The sequence below is a fragment of the Pseudocolwellia sp. AS88 genome (assembly GCF_030551755.1).
Classification (GTDB): Bacteria; Pseudomonadota; Gammaproteobacteria; order Enterobacterales; family Alteromonadaceae; genus Pseudocolwellia.
Genome location: NZ_JAUPEC010000007.1, coordinates 46,096 through 63,855, shown reverse-complemented (window position 1 = coordinate 63,855; position 17,760 = coordinate 46,096). Strand labels below are relative to the sequence as shown.

The 17,760-nt window shown below is 35.4% G+C and carries 16 protein-coding genes; all 16 read left to right on the top strand.

Features of this window, described 5'->3' with window-relative positions:
• Window positions 1-38: 38 nt before the first annotated feature.
• Window positions 39-2,612: a DNA translocase FtsK gene (locus Q5N69_RS07000; RefSeq protein WP_304368147.1), complete on the top strand. Its 2,574-nt coding sequence runs from the start codon at window positions 39-41 to the stop codon at window positions 2,610-2,612.
• On the top strand, window positions 2,605-3,306 hold the full coding sequence (gene lolA, locus Q5N69_RS06995) for an outer membrane lipoprotein chaperone LolA (RefSeq protein ID WP_304368146.1): 702 nt from the start codon (window positions 2,605-2,607) through the stop codon (window positions 3,304-3,306). The genes Q5N69_RS07000 and lolA overlap by 8 nt, the downstream gene beginning before the upstream one ends.
• Entirely contained in the window at window positions 3,293-4,654 is a 1,362-nt protein-coding gene (locus Q5N69_RS06990) for a replication-associated recombination protein A (RefSeq protein ID WP_304368145.1), read from the top strand. Before lolA ends, Q5N69_RS06990 begins: the two co-directional genes overlap by 14 nt.
• The gene (gene crcB, locus Q5N69_RS06985; protein ID WP_304368144.1) at window positions 4,635-5,036 is read left to right on the top strand and encodes a fluoride efflux transporter CrcB; all 402 of its coding nucleotides are present in this window, start codon (window positions 4,635-4,637) and stop codon (window positions 5,034-5,036) included. Before Q5N69_RS06990 ends, crcB begins: the two co-directional genes overlap by 20 nt.
• Before the next feature lie 18 nt (window positions 5,037-5,054).
• Complete coding sequence (gene serS, locus Q5N69_RS06980) at window positions 5,055-6,335, top strand: serine--tRNA ligase (RefSeq protein ID WP_304368143.1); 1,281 nt, start codon at window positions 5,055-5,057, stop codon at window positions 6,333-6,335.
• A 176-nt stretch (window positions 6,336-6,511) separates the two neighbouring features.
• Window positions 6,512-6,997 (top strand): TlpA disulfide reductase family protein, encoded by a 486-nt coding sequence (locus Q5N69_RS06975; protein WP_304368142.1) that lies wholly within the window; start codon window positions 6,512-6,514, stop codon window positions 6,995-6,997.
• A gap of 64 nt (window positions 6,998-7,061) precedes the next feature.
• Window positions 7,062-8,186 carry a M14-type cytosolic carboxypeptidase gene (locus Q5N69_RS06970; RefSeq protein WP_304368141.1) on the top strand — a complete coding sequence of 375 codons (1,125 nt, stop codon included), beginning with the start codon at window positions 7,062-7,064 and terminating at the stop codon, window positions 8,184-8,186.
• Between the two features lie 207 nt (window positions 8,187-8,393).
• The gene (locus tag Q5N69_RS06965) at window positions 8,394-9,884 is read left to right on the top strand and encodes a sodium:alanine symporter family protein (protein WP_304368140.1); all 1,491 of its coding nucleotides are present in this window, start codon (window positions 8,394-8,396) and stop codon (window positions 9,882-9,884) included.
• Between the two features lie 84 nt (window positions 9,885-9,968).
• Window positions 9,969-10,295 (top strand): hypothetical protein, encoded by a 327-nt coding sequence (locus Q5N69_RS06960; RefSeq protein WP_304368139.1) that lies wholly within the window; start codon window positions 9,969-9,971, stop codon window positions 10,293-10,295.
• A 209-nt stretch (window positions 10,296-10,504) separates the two neighbouring features.
• Window positions 10,505-10,780, top strand: coding sequence for a YeaC family protein (locus tag Q5N69_RS06955; RefSeq protein ID WP_304368138.1), 276 nt, complete (start codon window positions 10,505-10,507; stop codon window positions 10,778-10,780).
• Window positions 10,777-13,581 (top strand): DUF349 domain-containing protein, encoded by a 2,805-nt coding sequence (locus Q5N69_RS06950; protein ID WP_304368137.1) that lies wholly within the window; start codon window positions 10,777-10,779, stop codon window positions 13,579-13,581. The genes Q5N69_RS06955 and Q5N69_RS06950 overlap by 4 nt, the downstream gene beginning before the upstream one ends.
• Window positions 13,582-13,808: 227 nt before the next feature.
• Window positions 13,809-14,222, top strand: coding sequence for a PA3611 family quorum-sensing-regulated virulence factor (locus Q5N69_RS06945; protein WP_304368136.1), 414 nt, complete (start codon window positions 13,809-13,811; stop codon window positions 14,220-14,222).
• 556 nt (window positions 14,223-14,778) lie between these two features.
• Complete coding sequence (locus tag Q5N69_RS06940; protein ID WP_304368135.1) at window positions 14,779-15,399, top strand: HD family hydrolase; 621 nt, start codon at window positions 14,779-14,781, stop codon at window positions 15,397-15,399.
• 277 nt (window positions 15,400-15,676) lie between these two features.
• A complete protein-coding gene (gene bla, locus Q5N69_RS06935) occupies window positions 15,677-16,561 on the top strand; it encodes a class A beta-lactamase (protein WP_304368134.1) in 885 nt (294 codons plus the stop codon).
• 17 nt (window positions 16,562-16,578) lie between these two features.
• Window positions 16,579-16,962, top strand: coding sequence for a TfoX/Sxy family protein (locus Q5N69_RS06930; RefSeq protein WP_304368133.1), 384 nt, complete (start codon window positions 16,579-16,581; stop codon window positions 16,960-16,962).
• A gap of 46 nt (window positions 16,963-17,008) precedes the next feature.
• Complete coding sequence (locus Q5N69_RS06925) at window positions 17,009-17,656, top strand: LysE family translocator (RefSeq protein WP_304368132.1); 648 nt, start codon at window positions 17,009-17,011, stop codon at window positions 17,654-17,656.
• Window positions 17,657-17,760 lie beyond the last annotated feature (104 nt).

Sequence of the window (17,760 nt, the reverse complement as noted above, 5' to 3'; positions counted from 1 at the left end):
TTTGTTATTTTATAAGGTATTAAATTCTTCAATTTTTCATGGTAGATATATTGTCTCAAGAATCTTCTAAATTAAATGGCGTTCAACGCCTACTTGAAGCCGGATTGCTGGTTTCATGTGTTTTCGCTATGTACATGATGCTTATCTTATTCACTTTTGATTCTGCAGATCCAGGCTGGGCACAAACGGGTTATCAAACCGCTATTCGTAATATGGGGGGAGCTGTTGGTGCCTACTTATCTGATTTACTTCTTAACCTCTTTGGCGTTGTGGCTTACAGCTTACCTTTTGTTATTGCACTAACGGGTTGGCTAATTTTCCAAAAATATCACAAATTAATGCAGCTTGATTATTTAACTTTAGGGTTAAAATTTATTGGCTTTATTTTATTGTATGTTGGCATTACCTCGATCGCGAGTATGAACTTTGACGACATTTTTTATTTTTCAGCGGGTGGGATTATAGGTGATGTGCTAAGTAATACTTTATTACCTTACTTTTCATTTGTAGGAAGCACGTTAATATTTCTTTTACTTTGCGGCACAGGCTTTGTGTTGTTAACTGGTTTTTCTTTACTAGCTTTTATTGACACTATTGGCTTGTACACAATACGTGCTATGCAGTATCTAGTAGGTTTTCCTAGTTTACTAAAAGAGCATTTTGGCACTTCTGGGACTGAAGAAAAAGAAGATGATACTCCAGAGCCTGAACAGACAGTTATAGAAGACAAAACACCAGCGACACCTTCTAAATTTAAACAAAAAATATCGAGTGTAGCTGCAAAAATTACTGCTAAGAAAGAGCCATCAGATATCGACAAAAATAAGCATGATGTTGAACATGCGTTTTCATCTTTGTCAGCTAATAAGGATGATGAAATCATTAGTCAAAGTAATAATGATATCCCATATCAACTTGATGATGAGCTTGAACCTTTTGTTGATATTAACGACATCATGGGTGAGCCATTAGCAATTAATGTTCAAGAGCATGTTAATGCTGACGAGATTGTAGCTGCTTTTGAAGATGTAGAAAAGATAGTCATGCCCGTTTCCACTAAGCCAGCAGCTCAAGCGCCATCGACAGACATAGAAGACAAGTACAAAGGAATGCCTGGACTTGACTTATTAGATCGCCCAGACCGTGCTAAACACCCCATTGATCAAGAACAACTCGATCGAGTTTCTCGCTTAGTCGAAGAAAAGTTACTTGAGTTTGGGATTATAGCCGAAGTGGTTGGTGTTTTCCCTGGACCGGTGATTACCCGGTTTGAATTGAATTTAGCCCCAGGCGTTAAAGCCAGTAAAATTACCAACTTATCGAAAGATTTAGCTCGGTCGCTATCAGCAAAAAGTGTTCGTGTTGTTGAAGTTATCGAAGGTAAGTCCGTGATCGGTATCGAATTACCGAACAAACACCGTGAAACTGTATTCTTTGCCGACGTTATTTCTTGTGAAAAATTCTCTGAGTCAAGCTCAAATTTGGCGATGGCCATTGGGAGTGATATATCAGGAGAGCCGGTTATTGCTGACCTAGCTAAAATGCCACATCTACTCGTTGCGGGTACCACAGGCTCAGGTAAATCCGTAGCAGTTAATACCATGATTGTTAGTATTTTATATAAATCTTCGCCTGAAGATGTACGTATGATCATGATAGATCCCAAGCAAGTAGAATTATCAGTTTACGACGGTATACCTCATTTATTATCAGAGGTAGTTACAGACATGAAAGAAGCAGCAAATGCACTGCGTTGGTGTGTAGGAGAAATGGAGCGACGTTATCAGTTAATGTCAAAGCTTGGTGTCAGAAATCTTAAAGGTTATAACGACAAAGTTGCTAAGGCGATAGAGGCCGGTGAACCGTTAATTGATCCTTTATGGGAACCCAAGGATGCTTTTAGCCAAACACCGCCCTTATTAACAAAATTGTCGTCAATTGTGATTATTGTTGATGAGTTTGCTGACATGATGATGATTGTGGGTAAAAAAGTTGAAGAACTTATTGCCCGTATTGCACAAAAGGCACGTGCTGCAGGTATTCATTTAATTCTAGCGACACAACGTCCATCTGCTGATGTTATTACGGGATTAATTAAAGCCAATATTCCGACGCGTATGGCGCTAAGAGTTCAATCTAGAATAGAATCGCGCATCATTTTAGATCAACAAGGTGCAGATCAACTTTTAGGAATGGGTGATATGTTTTATTTACCGCCAGGTGAAGCTGTACCCATTCGAGTACATGGCGCTTTTGTTGATGACCATGAAGTGCATGCAGTGGTTAATGATTGGAAATCAAGAGCAGAGCCTAATTATATTGAAGATATTCTGTCAGGCGGTAGTGATCAAGAAATTTTATTACCCGGTGAAGTTTCAGAAAGCTCTGATGATGAAGAGCTAGATACTTTATTTGATGAAGCCGTTAACTTTGTTACTGCATCACGCCGAGTATCTATTTCAAGCGTACAACGTAAATTTAGAATCGGATACAACAGAGCGGCACGTGTTGTTGAACAAATGGAAATGCAGGGCATAGTAACCACGCCAGGTAATAATGGTGCTCGAGAAGTATTAGCGCCACCTCCTATTAAGGATTTTAACGATGAATAAAAAGAATTTCACAGTAGCTGCATTAGTCTTTTCTATTAGCTCTCCGCTTACATTATCGAGTGTTGCTGCTGATTTGAGCCTTCCACCTGTTGCTAAAGAAGTTTTAGTCCAACAAAGTAATATAGTGGCGGAAACATCAGTTGAGTATAAAACAGAATTGATGGAAAAGCTTAACCATATTGAACAATTCAGTGCCGCATTCGAACAAGAAGTTATTGATAATGCAGGCAATGTTTTACAAACAGGAGGAGGGGATTTAGCCGTAAAACGCCCTAACCTGGTTCATTGGAATACCACATCACCTGACGAATCTTTGATTGTGTCAGATGGCGAATCAATTTTTCTGTTTGACCCGTTTATTGAGCAAGTAACAGCTTATAAACTTGATGGCGCTATCGCTAATACACCTATTTTGTTGATCACAAGCAATGATGCCACATTGTGGGAGCAATACTCAGTCAGTCGCATATCAACTAACAATTATGTGATACATGCAAATGATATTAATAGCCGTATTAAAACCTTAGAAATTAACTTTAATAACAAAAGTGAATTATCAGGTTTTACTTTCCTTGATGCCACAGGTCAATTGAGTAAAGTGTCTCTTAATAATATGAATTTATCATCAGATATAGATGCATCTCTTTTCAAATTTAATATTCCTGAAGGCGCTCATTTAGATGACCAGCGCTAATGGCACTCTTGATCTGAGTTTTGAAGAAGATCCGCAATTTCTTCCGCTTGCCGCCAAATTAAGGCCTAAAACTTTAGCTGATTATGTTGGCCAAGAGCATATATTAGGAATGGGGATGCCACTTCGACTTGCAATCGAACAGGGACGTTGTCATTCACTCATTTTTTGGGGACCTCCAGGCACAGGTAAAACTACGTTAGCTGAAATTATTGCTAGCCATTCAAATGCTGAAATTGAACGTGTATCTGCCGTAACCTCTGGTATTAAAGAAATTCGTCAAGCAATTGATAGCGCAAAGCAGCGTGCTATTCATCAGCAAAAAAGAACAGTTTTATTTGTTGATGAAGTCCATCGTTTTAATAAAAGTCAGCAAGATGCTTTTTTACCGCATATTGAAGACGGTACGATTATCTTTATTGGCGCGACTACTGAAAATCCTGCATTTGAACTTAACCAAGCTATTTTATCTCGAGCTCGAGTGTATACACTTAAAAAGCTCACCGAAGAAAACTTAGCTGTGGTATTAGCCAAAGCCATTGAGTTTGAAGAAAGTAGTGCCGTTAGCAAATTTAAAATCAAAATAGATGAAGGTGCAAAAAAACAACTTTTTGCAAGTGCTAGCGGAGATGCTCGTCGCTTACTTAATCTTTTTGAAAATAGTTTAGAAGTTATTGAACCCCTTAATCAGCAAAAAAACATTAATATTGAAACTGTTATTAAAGTTGCTGGCGATAAAATTGCGATGTACGACAAAGGTGGCGATGCTTTTTATGACTTGATTAGTGCCTTTCACAAATCGGTACGAGGTTCAGATCCCGATGCGGCATTGTATTGGTATGCGAGAATTTTAACTGGCGGTGGCGATCCGTTATATGTAGCCAGACGCTTACTTGCTATTGCTAGTGAAGACATTGGTAATGCTGATCCAAGAGCGATGCAGTTAGGATTAAATGCATGGGACACTTTTCTTCGTGTTGGACCAAGCGAAGGAGAACGTGCAATTGCTCAAGCCACTGTTTATATGGCATTAGCACCAAAGAGTAATGCTGTATATATGGCTTTTAGTCGTGCTAAAGAATTAGCTAAACAGACATCAGACCTTGATGTACCTTTTCATTTAAAAAATGCGACAAGCTCTATAACAAAAGACTTAGGTCACGGTGATGAATATCGTTATGCTCACAACGAACCTAACGCTTTTGCTGCAGGTGAATGTTATTTTCCACCTGAAATTGCGAGCACACAACTTTATGAGCCTACAGACCGCGGATTAGAAAAACAGCTAAGAGAAAAACTCAATTATTTGAATTCATTAAATAGGAATAGTAATGAGCACCGGTATAAGTAATTTATCACTCTATCTTTTTGTCGCTTTAGGCGGTGCATGTGGAGCCAGTTTACGATTTTTTGTTTATCAATTAATTTTAAATTGGGGAGGAAAAGGATTCCCTTTTGCGACGCTGGCGGTTAATATTTCGGGTTCTCTTGTAATGGGAGTGTTATACGGTTTAATTGAACAAGGTATAATTGAAATTTCGGTTTACAGAACCCTTATAGGCGTTGGCTTTTTGGGTGCTTTTACAACATTTTCAACATTTTCATTAGACACCTTTTTGATTTTACAACAAGGTGAATATTTTAAAGCGATGATAAACATATTACTAAATGTCAGCTTATGTATTTTAGCTGCTGGATTAGGAATGTTTCTTGTTTCCATTTTTAACAAATAAAGATAAACGTGATTTGACATGCTAGATCCAAAACTATTTAGAACAGATATTGAAAAAACAGCTGAATTATTAGCTTTACGTGGTTACCAACTTGATACGGCAACATTGTCAGAGCTTGAAGCAACACGTAAAGAAATACAGGTTAAAACTCAAGAATTGCAAAGCCAACGTAATACGCGTTCAAAATCGATTGGACAAGCGAAAGCTCGTGGCGAAGATATTCAGCCATTATTAGCTGAAGTGAGCCAATTAGGTGATGAACTTGAAGCAGCTAAAGAAGAGCAGAATCTTATTTTACAAAAGATTAATGACATCACTGCAGCAGTACCTAACTTAATTCATGAATCAGTACCGCAAGGTAAATCTGAAGATGATAACGTTGAAATTAAACGTTGGGGTACGCCACGCGAATTTGATTTTGAAGTTAAAGACCATGTTGATGTTGCGGGTGCAATGGATAAAGGTTTAGATTTTGAAAGTGGTGCTAAATTAGCGGGAACACGTTTTGCTGTTATGCGAGGTAACATTGCTAAGTTACACCGTGCATTAGCACAGTTTATGCTAGACACACACAGTGAAGAGCATGGCTACGAAGAAATGTATGTGCCTTATTTAGTGAACCATGATTCACTCTTTGGTACAGGTCAGCTACCTAAATTTGGTGAAGACTTATTCCATACCGATTTAAATAACAAAACTTTTTCGCTTATCCCTACTGCAGAAGTTCCGTTAACTAACCTTGTTAGAGACGAAATTGTTGAAGAAGCTGATTTACCAATCAAAATGTGTGCTCATACACCATGTTTTAGAAGTGAAGCAGGTTCTTACGGAAGAGATATTCGTGGTCTTATTCGTCAGCATCAATTCGACAAAGTTGAAATGGTTCAAATCGTTAAGCCAGAAGATTCTTTTGAAGCTCTAGAGAAGTTAACAGGTCATGCTGAAGCAATTCTTGAAAAACTAGGTTTACCTTACCGTACTGTAGTTTTATGTACTGGCGATATTGGTTTTAGTGCAACCAAAACATTTGATATTGAAGTGTGGTTACCTGCACAAAATACGTACCGTGAAATTTCATCTTGTTCAAATATGGGGGATTTTCAAGCGCGTCGTATGCAAGCTCGTTACAGAAGTGCAGACTCTAAAAAGCCAGAACTTGTTCATACATTAAATGGTTCAGGTTTAGCTGTTGGTCGTACATTAGTTGCTGTACTTGAAAACTATCAGCAAGCTGATGGCAGTGTTGAAATTCCAGAAGTACTGCAACCTTACATGAAAGGTTTAAAAAGCATAGGTTAGCTTTATATTAAGTAAATAATAAGCCACTTGGTATTACTGTGCTTTATCCCATGAAAATCCGATGTTTATCATCGGATTTTTTTATTCAAAATAAAATGAATGTTAAATACAAAAATCAGGTCATATAGCTATCAAAGCTTTTAATTATTTTTTGCTAATTTTATTAAGGACATTTCGTGATACGCAATCTGGCTATTCAAGTGGTTATATTTGTTGGAATTTTTAATCTTGTTTCATGGTTTAAAACAACGTCTATGTTGTCGACTGATACACAAATGGCAGAAGAGTCGTTGGTCCTAAATACCATTATGGATACGCCTATTGAGTTATTATCAAATAACAAAAAGACAGTGATTTATTTTTTTGCGCCTTGGTGTCAAATATGTCATTTGAGTATTGAAAATCTTGAAGAGTTTTATCTTGAGAATCAAGATGTTAATGTAGTGGCTGTGGCTTTAGATTATATGGATGTTGATCAAGTAAGAGGCTTCACACAAGAGCACCAATTAACATTTCCTATTGCCCTAGGTACCGAAAAAATCAAACATAAATTTAGCATAGGTGCTTATCCTAGTTATTATGTTTTTGATGAAAATAATAGAGTGATTAGCAAATCAGTAGGCTATTCAACTGAAGCTGGAATGTATTTACGAACGCTTTAGTACTTCTGATTTGCTGAATGATTGTGTACACTGATATTTTTAAATTTCCAAAAGCTTACATTCTATGCAAATAACCTCTAATTTCGACAGCGGAAATATCCATGTCGTAGATGCTTCTAACCCGTCAAATATTCAATTAGAAATCAAGCAAGATCATCAATCAGAATACTTTCAGTGGTTTCATTTTAAGTTACATAACACTAATCGTTGTGAACACGTTTTACATATAACCAATGCTGCTCAGTCTGCTTATGTTAAAGGCTGGGAAAACTACCAAGCCGTTGCATCTTACGATCGACAAGAATGGTTTCGTGTACCAACTACATTCGATGGTAAACAGTTAACCATTACGTTAACACCTGAATTTGATTCCGTTTACTTTGCTTACTTTTGCCCTTATAGCTACGAACGCCATCAAAATCTTTTACATTCAGCACAATTAAATACACATTGTCAGTTAGACGTTTTAGGTCAAACCTTAGATGGTCGTGATATGTCATTACTTGTCGTTGGTGAGCCAAGTGCTGATAAAAAGAATATTTGGCTAACAGCAAGGCAACATCCAGGTGAAACCATGGCAGAATGGTTTATGGAAGGCTTTATCGACCGATTACTTGATAACGATGATGGTGTTGCACGCGCTTTATTAAATAAAGCGGTATTTTATATTGTGCCTAACATGAATCCTGATGGTAGCGTTCGAGGTCACTTAAGAACAAATGCTGTGGGTGTTAACTTAAATAGAGAGTGGCAAACTCCGACTTTAGATAAAAGCCCTGAAGTATTTTTAGTTCGTGAGAAAATGCTAGAAATAGGTGTGGATCTATTTTTAGATGTACATGGTGATGAGGCATTACCTTACAACTTTTTAGCTGGTGGTGAAGGTATTCCATCATACGACGCACGCCTTAAAAATTTAGAAGACAAATTTAAAGCTATTCTTTTGGCTACAACACCTGAATTTCAAGACGACAAGGGGTATGAGAAAGATGCACCTGGTCAAGCAAACTTAACCCTTGCATCAAATTGGGTTGGTGAGCAATTCAAATGTTTAGCGTACACGATTGAAATGCCGTTCAAAGATAATGATTTATTACCAGATCCTGCGGTTGGTTGGTCTGATGAAAGAAGTAGTTTATTTGGACGCGACTTTTTAACCGCTATCTATCACGTGAGTGATGATATATAAAACCTCCATTAAAAAATAATAATAGAACAACTTAAAACATAATAAAGAAAAGATATCAGGGAACACAAGTCAGAGTTTTTTTGGGAAAAGCTCATTTTTCAATAAGCCTAAAGGTTTATTGAAAGTGACTTTAAAAGATTATCCATTATGTGAAACATGATGTTTAAATTAAAAAATAAGAACGATAAAAATAGGTAGGAGAATTTAGTGCAAGAATTAGTCAATACACTCAATGGTTTTATTTGGAGTCCGGCATTAATTTATTTATGTTTAGGAGCGGGCGTATTTTTTACTGTACTTACTCGATTTGTACAGTTACGTCAAATAAAAGAAATGTGGCGCTTATTAGTTTCAGGTAAAAGCTCAGCAAAAGGTATTTCATCTTTTCAAGCTTTAGCTGTGTCGTTATCTGGTCGTGTTGGTACAGGTAATATTGCTGGTGTTGCTGCTGCAATTGGTTTTGGTGGACCAGGCGCTGTATTTTGGATGTGGGTTGTTGCATTTTTCGGAGCGGCAACTGCTTATATTGAATCTGCAAATGCACAAATTTATAAAGAAGAAGACAACGGTATTTATCGTGGTGGTCCAGCTTATTATATTGAAAAAGCTATGGGGCAAAAATGGTATTCGTGGGTATTTGCTTTATCTACAATTTTAGCATGTGGTGCATTACTTCCAACTGTTCAATCAAATAGTATTGGTGAAGCTGTTGTGATGGTGTTTGGTACTGGCGATATCATTCATACAGCTATTGGTGATATTGCTCTAACTAAACTACTTACGGCGCTTGCTATAGTACTAATGCTTGGTTTTATTATTTTTGGTGGTATTAAACGTATCGCTAGCTTTACACAAGTTGTTGTGCCATTTATGGCGTTTGCTTATATCATTATTGCTTGTGTGATCCTTGGGTTACATATTGATCGCTTACCTGGCGTATTTATGCTGATTGTAAATGATGCTTTTTCTCCAATGGCTGGTGTTGGTGCTGCAATTGGTTGGGGTGTTAAACGTGGTATATATTCAAACGAAGCAGGTCAAGGCACAGGTCCTCATGCTGCAGCAGCAGCTGAAGTAGAACATCCTGCACAACAAGGTTTAGTACAAGCATTTTCAGTGTACATCGATACCTTATTTGTTTGTTCTGCAACAGCATTTATGATTTTAATTACAGAGTCGTATAATGTGCAGTTGGAAGGAACAACAAGCTTTATTGTGCAAAACATAGCAGGTGATATTGCAGCAAACAGTCCAGCCTTTACTCAAATTGCTGTAGACAGTATGTTTTCTGGTTTTGGTAAGCCGTTTATTGCCTTAGCATTATTCTTCTTTGCCTTTACTACTATTCTTGCTTATTACTTTATTGCTGAAAACAACGTTGCTTACATTCGTCGTACTGTAAAAATACCAGGTATGATGTTTGCTCTAAAAGTACTTATTATGGTTGCTACTTTTTATGGAACCGTAAAAGCAGCAGATATTGCATGGGGTATGGGCGATGTTGGCGTTGGTTTAATGGCTTGGTTAAATATTGTGGGAATTATCATTATATTCTTCATCGCTAAACCAGCAATTGCAGCATTAAGAGATTATGAAAAACAACAAAAAGCGGGTGTAGAGAAATACACATTCGATCCAGAATCTCTTGGAATTAAAAATGCAACATTTTGGGAAAAAAGATTTAAGAAAAATTCTTAAATTTTACCTAAAATCTTTAAATTAAACGCCCATCGAGGCGTTTTTTTTTGTAGAATACAGGGGAATTTATTGTGTGAGAAAATTATGGCCGTAATTAATTGTCCTAGCTGCAAAAAGAAAATATCTGATAAAGCAAAAACCTGTAATCATTGTGATGTTCAAATAGCTGGTATCGATCAAGACAAATTAGCGCTTATCAAGCAAACGAATGCTATCAAGCAACAACAAAGCTTAATGACACATTCTTTCATTGCCATGTTGCTATTCTGTGGTGGCTTTTTATTCTTTTATCTAAAAGATGCTCAGCCAGGCACTATTGAATATATCGCTTCAATCGCGAGCACTGTACTGGGTTTTATTTTATATCTTGTTACTCGTGTAAGACTTCTTCTATTAAAGCGTAGTAAATAACCTGACTTCGATATTAGGTGTTCATAGCTAATATCAATTTCTTAGAACTTAATCTGTACTAAACTTAGCACTAAATTGTTTATGTATATTACGTTCTAATATTAATAAAACACTAATACTCCTGGTAAAAAATATCGTTTATCAGGAGTTAATTAAAATCACTTTGACTCCTAAATATTAATGTAATTAACACTGGGTAGAGTACACGTATGAATATTATACAGCTTGTTGAGAATATGGATGAAAGCATGTATTTACGACTTAAACATGCAGCAGAAACAGGTAAATGGCCAGAAGGTACAAAAGTAGAACAAGCTCAGCGAGATTCAGCCTTGCAAATTGTAATGGCATATCAAGCTAAACACTTAAACTCAGATGAAATGTTAACAGTTGGTGCTGATGGTGAAATAGTCACTAAAACCAAACGTGAACTTAAAAAAGAGTTTTCCGATCAAAACAATATTGCTAGGTTTTCTGATTTATGATTTTTTCTAATTTTTTCAAAGCAAAATGGCAACACAAAGACAGCAATGTACGTATTACCGCTATAAATAATGACTTAGATGTAAATACACCTGAACACCTTGTGATTCTTAAAGATCTTCTACAACATGACGAAAGCGAACTTGTAAGACGTACCGCATTAATCAAATTAGCTGATTTTGATATTTTTTTAAACGAAAGCGAAAACAACACAAATAAAAAGATAAAAGAATTCTCACGAAAACAAGTCACTCAAATATTAACGGGTGAGCATAGTATTTCTTTATCAAACGATAAGAAGCTTCAATATATTCAAACAGCAAACAGCTTATTGGGTTTAGAAGCTTGGTTAACATCAGAAACTGATACAAGCTTGGTAATTGCATTATTTGATAAAATTAATAAACCTCAGTTATTAATGTCTGTATTTTCTCAAAAACCGCAAGCAGAAATTCAGCACCACTTATTAAAACAAGTGACTGAAAAATCTCAGCTTGAAAAACTGCTTAAAAAAGCTTGTAACGAAGACATTTCAGCAAAGATAACTGACAAAATAACTGAAATAGACCGTTTAATTGAATTACCGAAAACCATTAGTAAAAAAGCTCAACTTAATTTATCTAAGTTTTTAGCTTTAACTGATGTTGCTGATTATGGCGTAATGTTAAGTAAAAAAGTGCCATTAGTTGATGAATGGCAAAGCTTGTTACTTGAGTTTGATTATTTAGCCAAAGAAGATAGAGACATTTTCATTGCTAAACACAAAACCATCGAAGCGCAAGTAGAAAAACTTTTTGCACCTAAAGCTGAAGCTTACCAACAACAACTTATTGCTGAAAAACTTGAACAAGAGCAAAAAGAAGCAAAAGCGTTTTTTAATACTGAAATTGCTAAAATCAGTCAGTCATTAACTACTGCTATTTTTGAGCAAGCTGAAGTTGATGAAACACTGTTTGAATTAACTTTTACAAGTCTGATGCAGCAACTAAATGATTCCGTATTAAGCAATGCTGACAAAGGTTATCTTTCAAAAGCGTTAAAACAAGAACAACATAAACTAACAAAAATACCACTTATTGCTCAGTCAGTTACTGATGCAACCCAGTTAATCGCTAAAATATCTCAATTAGCTTTACCTACTAATAACCAAGAGTTTAACGAACGTCAGCCAATATTTAATGATTGGTTAGAGCAATGGCGTGCGGTAGAAAAGCAATCATCAGGTGTTTTGCCTGAATCTATAACCAATGCACAAAAAGAAATAGCCTCTTCATGGAATAAAGGTTTAGCGCCATTTGTAGCCGATCAAAAAGCTCAATTAAACCAAGCTCAAAAGAAAATTAACGAATTAAAACGTATTATTTCTAGTGGTAAATTTAATATTGCTTTTGGTGTATTTAAACGCATTGAAAAAATAGTTGAGCAACTGTCTGAAAAGCAAAAAATCAGGATCCAAAAAGACTTTGATGCTGTCAGTGAAAAGATGGCAGAACTGAGTGATTGGGAACACTACATTGCAACGCCTCGCAAACAAAAACTTATAGAAGATATACAGCAATTAGTTAAAGTGCCTCTTGATAATCCGAACGACCAAGCAGCTAAAGTTAAAGAATACCGTCAAATATGGAATTCTTTAGGTCATGCTGAAGATGATGTTGAGCGCCAGTTGAATAATGAATTTAATGAATATTGTGAGCAAGCTTTCGCTCCTTGTCGCTTGTTTTATAAAGAACAAGAGAAAATTAGAGAGCAACATTTAGCTGCTCGTTTAGCTGTTATTGAAGACGTTCGCGCGTTTAGTCAGTCTTATGCTCAAGAACCTATAGATTGGAAGCATGTAGATGTTCAACTCAATAAATTTCAACAAAAGTGGCAAAGCGCTGGTGAAGTTGAACGTACTAAATATAAAGAAATTCAAGCTCAATATAATGACCTTGTTCAGCCTATTAAAAAGTTATTACGTGCTTATAACGATGAAAATGCTGTTTTAAAGAAAGCTTTAGTGGCAAGTGCAATTGAAGCTTCTAAAAGCGACGATGTTTTTGCAGCCATACAAACAGTAAAAGGTTTGCAAAATCAGTGGAAAAACATTGGTTATAGTGGTGTTAAGCATGAAAATAAGCTTTGGAAAGAGTTTAGAGCCATAAACGATACTTTGTTTAGTAAACGTGATGAGTTAAATGAATCCAACAAGGCACAGCAACAAACTTTGTTAGATCAACTTAATACGCAATTAGACGATCTACAGAATATTGTAAAAACTAATGAAAGCATTAAAGAGTTAGATGTATCTAAATCGAATGCTCAAGCAATATTAGTTCAAGCCTTATCAATTAAACCAATTAATAAAAAGTTTGTTCATAAAATTGAAGCATGTATAAAAGAAATTGAACTGAAAGTTAGTTACATACATAGCAATAAAGATAAGCAAACTTGGCAGGCTATTTTTAGCGTTTTAGAAATCATAGCTAAAGATGAAGTGAATGTTGAAGAAATGCAAGAAACCGAAGCATTTATGCAATTATCAACGGCATGGAAGAAACGTCTAACGGATGTTGCACAACAATCTAAAACTGTTGATAGGCAGGAAGAAACATTAAAGCTTGAGATCTTTGCTGGACAAGAATCTCCTGAATCATTCAAATCGCAAAGAATGCAAGTTCAAGTGCAATTAATGCAAGAGCAAATGGTTTCAGGTAACAGTGTTGATTTGCAAGCTGGCTTTATCTCATGGTTACAGAAGGGCAGTATTAACTCTACCGATTTAAGCTTAATTGAACGTATAAAGCCTATTTATTGCTAACTTTTAGAGTGAATGATGTCTTTTAAACCAACACAATTGAGTTGGTTTTTTTTACTTTGTTTTATAGCGATATTTAAGCGTTTTTAATAGGTAACATTTACCTTATGGCAAATAATTATAATTGTAGGTTATGTGTAAGTTAGTTATATTATTTTTAAGTATTGGATTTACTTCTTCAAGTATTTACAAGATTTTTAACTTCACTTTTTTATAAAAGGAATTATGTTTTGCGTATATCAGCTTCTATTCTGTTCATTGCTTTTTGTTTCATATCATCCTCTTCTTTTGCTCAACAGACCAAAGAAGAACGAGAACTATCGAATATACTCACCCAAACGGCTAAAGTTGTCACTGAAAAACTACCTATGATAATTGATAGTGATACTCGATTAGATTCTGTTGCTACAGTAGGAAATCAATTTATCTATACCAACACATTAACTCAATATATTGCAGAGCAAATGGATGCTGAACAGTTGGATATAGTTATTCAAGAAAATGTTATTGATACTATATGTTTAAATAAGGATATGAAAGGCTTTATCGATTTAGGTGTAGTATTGATTTATCGATATTTAGGAAAAGAAGGTAAATTTATTACTGAATTATCTCTTGATACTTCTACATGTAAAAAAGCTTAATAAATGATCATTTAATCGGTTTAATTCTATTTAACCTCAACTTGGGGTGATGGATTTAATAACGCATTGATTCATTTAAGTATCGTTTAGCGTTATTTGGATTAAGATCATAAAAAGCTTTAATTTTTTCTACATGATTAAATTTGTGTGATTTTCAAAGTTTTTATATAAACCAATAGCTAACTACTGGGCGTATAAAGACGTGGTTTTTATTCCCGATAAAAACCAGATGCCTGCATTCATGCAGGTAATATAGATAGGCGATTAAATAGCATTGTTGAGTAAAACATCCTAATCCGAGCTGAGGTTATTTATATGTAATTGTCTTATTATGTAACAGTTTTTATTTTCCCCTTTAAGCCCATATTTACTCGTCTCATTAGGTGCTTCAAATATATTACGAAGCAAAATAACTTAATCTATTCTCAGGTTAAGTTATCATTCATACATAAAGCAGTGATTAGACCACTGCTTAGATTTCTTAAGAAAATCACCTTTTAATCATCGTTGAAGCAAAGCTTTGCACAACAGATATAACGACATCTTGGAAAAATTAATGGAACAATTAGATACTCATACAGTAGGCTCATATTTAGACAAGCAATTAGACTTTATTATTGAATTAGATAGGCTTAAAGGTGTTTACAGACAAGCATTGGTGAAGTCTGATAAGAATAGGTTTGAAAATAGTGCTGAGCACAGTTGGCATATCACATTAACCTCTCACATCTTGCATGAATATGCGGTAGAAGAGGTAAACATCTCGCGTGTTATGTGCATGTTATTGGTTCATGATATTGTTGAAATTGATGCAGGAGATCTTTTCGCTTTTTCAGATGAAAAATCTCTTGCTGAACAAGCTAATAAAGAAATTGCAGCAGCAGAACGTATTTTTGGTTTGCTACCGGATAAACAATTTCAAATGTTTAACCAATTATGGCTAGAGTTTGAAGAAGCACAAACGGTAGATGCTCGATTTGCTAAAGCCATAGATAGTGTTTTACCTCTTCTACAAAACATGAGAAATGAAGGTGGAAGTTGGGCAAGACACAAAGTAAAAAAATCTCAAGTGCTTAAACGTAACCGTTTTCTTGAAGGTTTAGCACCTAAATTATGGCTGTATGTAAATAGTCAAATTGAACATGCAGTTAGCCAAGGCTGGTTGCTTGATGACTAGTACCCATTTGAATAGTAAATAGAGTGGGGTCCAATAGCGAGGTTAAAGTTTTACTTCTAGCGTTATGATATTGCAAGGTTGATACAGATAAAGCTGATAACTTACACTCAGGAGCTATGAAGCTTTAAATATAGGCCGTTTAATTCTAGCTAAGCGTTAATTAAGCAACTTGGTATTTTTTCTAATAATTTATAAACTGCAATAAAGATTTGAACGATTGTTTCTAGTTTACATTTTTTATTTTCAGCTATTTAAACACTTATAGAGATAACTATTTATGAGATTTAATCTTAAAACACATTTTGTGAAGTGCAGCCCTTACTTTCTTATCTTTATTGTTGCTTTAGCTTTTAGCTTTAATGTAAACGCTCAAACACTATCCGATAAAATAAAAGGGCAAGAACAACTGCTTGGCTCACGAATTGGTGTATCAGTTTTCGATGTTTCTGCTAATAACTTATGGGATCATAACGGAGATATTCGTTTTCCGTTAATGAGTACTTTCAAAGTACTTGCTTGTGCAAAATTATTATCTGATGCGGAGAAAGGTTTGCAGTCTTTAGAGTCAACTACTGTGATTTCTGCAGCTTCTTTGATTGAATGGTCTCCAATTACTAAAAATAAGATAGGAGAAAAAATCACTTTAAAACAGGCGTGCGAAGCCGCGATGACGATGAGTGATAATACAGCTAGTAACATTATACTTGCGGGCATTGATGGTCCTAAAGGTTTAACGCAATTTATGCGTTCAATAGGCGATAACATTACGCGTTTAGACAGAATAGAACCTGAGTTAAATGAAGCACTTGACGGTGATAATCGAGATACATCAACACCTAATGCTATGGTAAAAAGTTTACATACTTTATTATTTGGTGATGTATTATCACAACGTGCCAAATCTCAACTAAAGCAGTGGATGCTAGATAATAAAATTACAGGTGATTTGTTCCGTTCTGTTCTTCCTAATGGATGGTTAATAGCAGATCGTTCAGGTTCTGGTGGCTTTGGCTCAAGAGCTTTAATGGCTGTGGTATGGAGTGAAACGAGATCACCATTGATTATCAGTATTTATTTAACACAAACAAAAGCCACTTTGCCTGAACGTAATAAAGCTATTGCTGAAATAGGAAAAGAAATATTTGCCCTTTATGAGAATTAACAGAAATTTGATACATTATGGCTTTTGATCGAGGTTTAGAAGAACGACTATATGAATACTTCGAAACGAGGAATGATTTAGTCGTTAAGAAGATGTTTGGAGGTTTATGTTACATTCTTTCTGAACATATGTGTTGTGCGATAATTGGTGATAAAATTATGGCGCGTGTTGGGCCTTATCATTATTCTGATTGTTTAGATAAACCTCATGTCACTGAAATGGACTTTACAGGAAAGCCTGTAAAAGGTTTAGTTTATATATTACCTGACGGTTTTGAGTCTGATGCTGAATTAAAGTATTGGATAAATCTTTGCGTAAGTTTTGTCGACTCATTGCCACCAAAACCACCTAAGAAAAGCAAGCGAAAAAAGCTCCCTAAAATTAAAGAAATAGAGTCATGAAGTTGAATCTTATAGGTTGAGTTTAGAATTAATTAAAGAGTGTTTTATGGATTTAAGTACATGGTTATTGTACATCAGTGTTATCAGTGTTTTGCTCTTAAGCCCTGGACCTTCAGGTTTATTATGTTTATCTGACGGCTTAAAATTTGGCCACAGAAAAGCAATCCCAACGGTTTTAGGCGGTGCAACTTCAGCGCTTCTACTTATGACTATTTCTGCGATTGGGATCGGAACTGTCTTAGCTGCATCAACAACTCTTTTTCTTGTTATTAAACTGCTTGGTGCAGCCTATTTAATTTACTTAGGTTTGATGGCTTGGAAAGAGGGGGGAATAAAGTTAGAAGTTAACAACGAAAATATTAAGCCAAAAATTAACTATTCTGCTTTTAAGCGTTACCAAAAAGGTTTTATGGTTGGTATAAGTAACCCAAAAGATTTATTGTTTTTCATCGCTTTATTTCCAAGCTTTATGAATGCCGAACTACCTGCTTTAGAGCAATATATTATTTTGGCCAGTACTTGGTTTGTGCTTGAGTGTATATCTATGTTTATGTACGTTTGTTTAGGTTCAAAAATCAGTCCTTTTCTCTCTAAGTCGTCTAACATTAAATGTGTTAATCGCTTGCTAGGTAGTGTGTTTATATTTTTAGGCGGCGCTTTAACTTTATCGACGGTTATCGGAGAAGAAAGCTAATCAAGATTAAGATAGCAATATTTAGAGGTATTCAATAAGTTAATCACTATTTATCTTGCTCTATGAGACAATAGCTTACATTGAAATATTTATAATAAAAACTA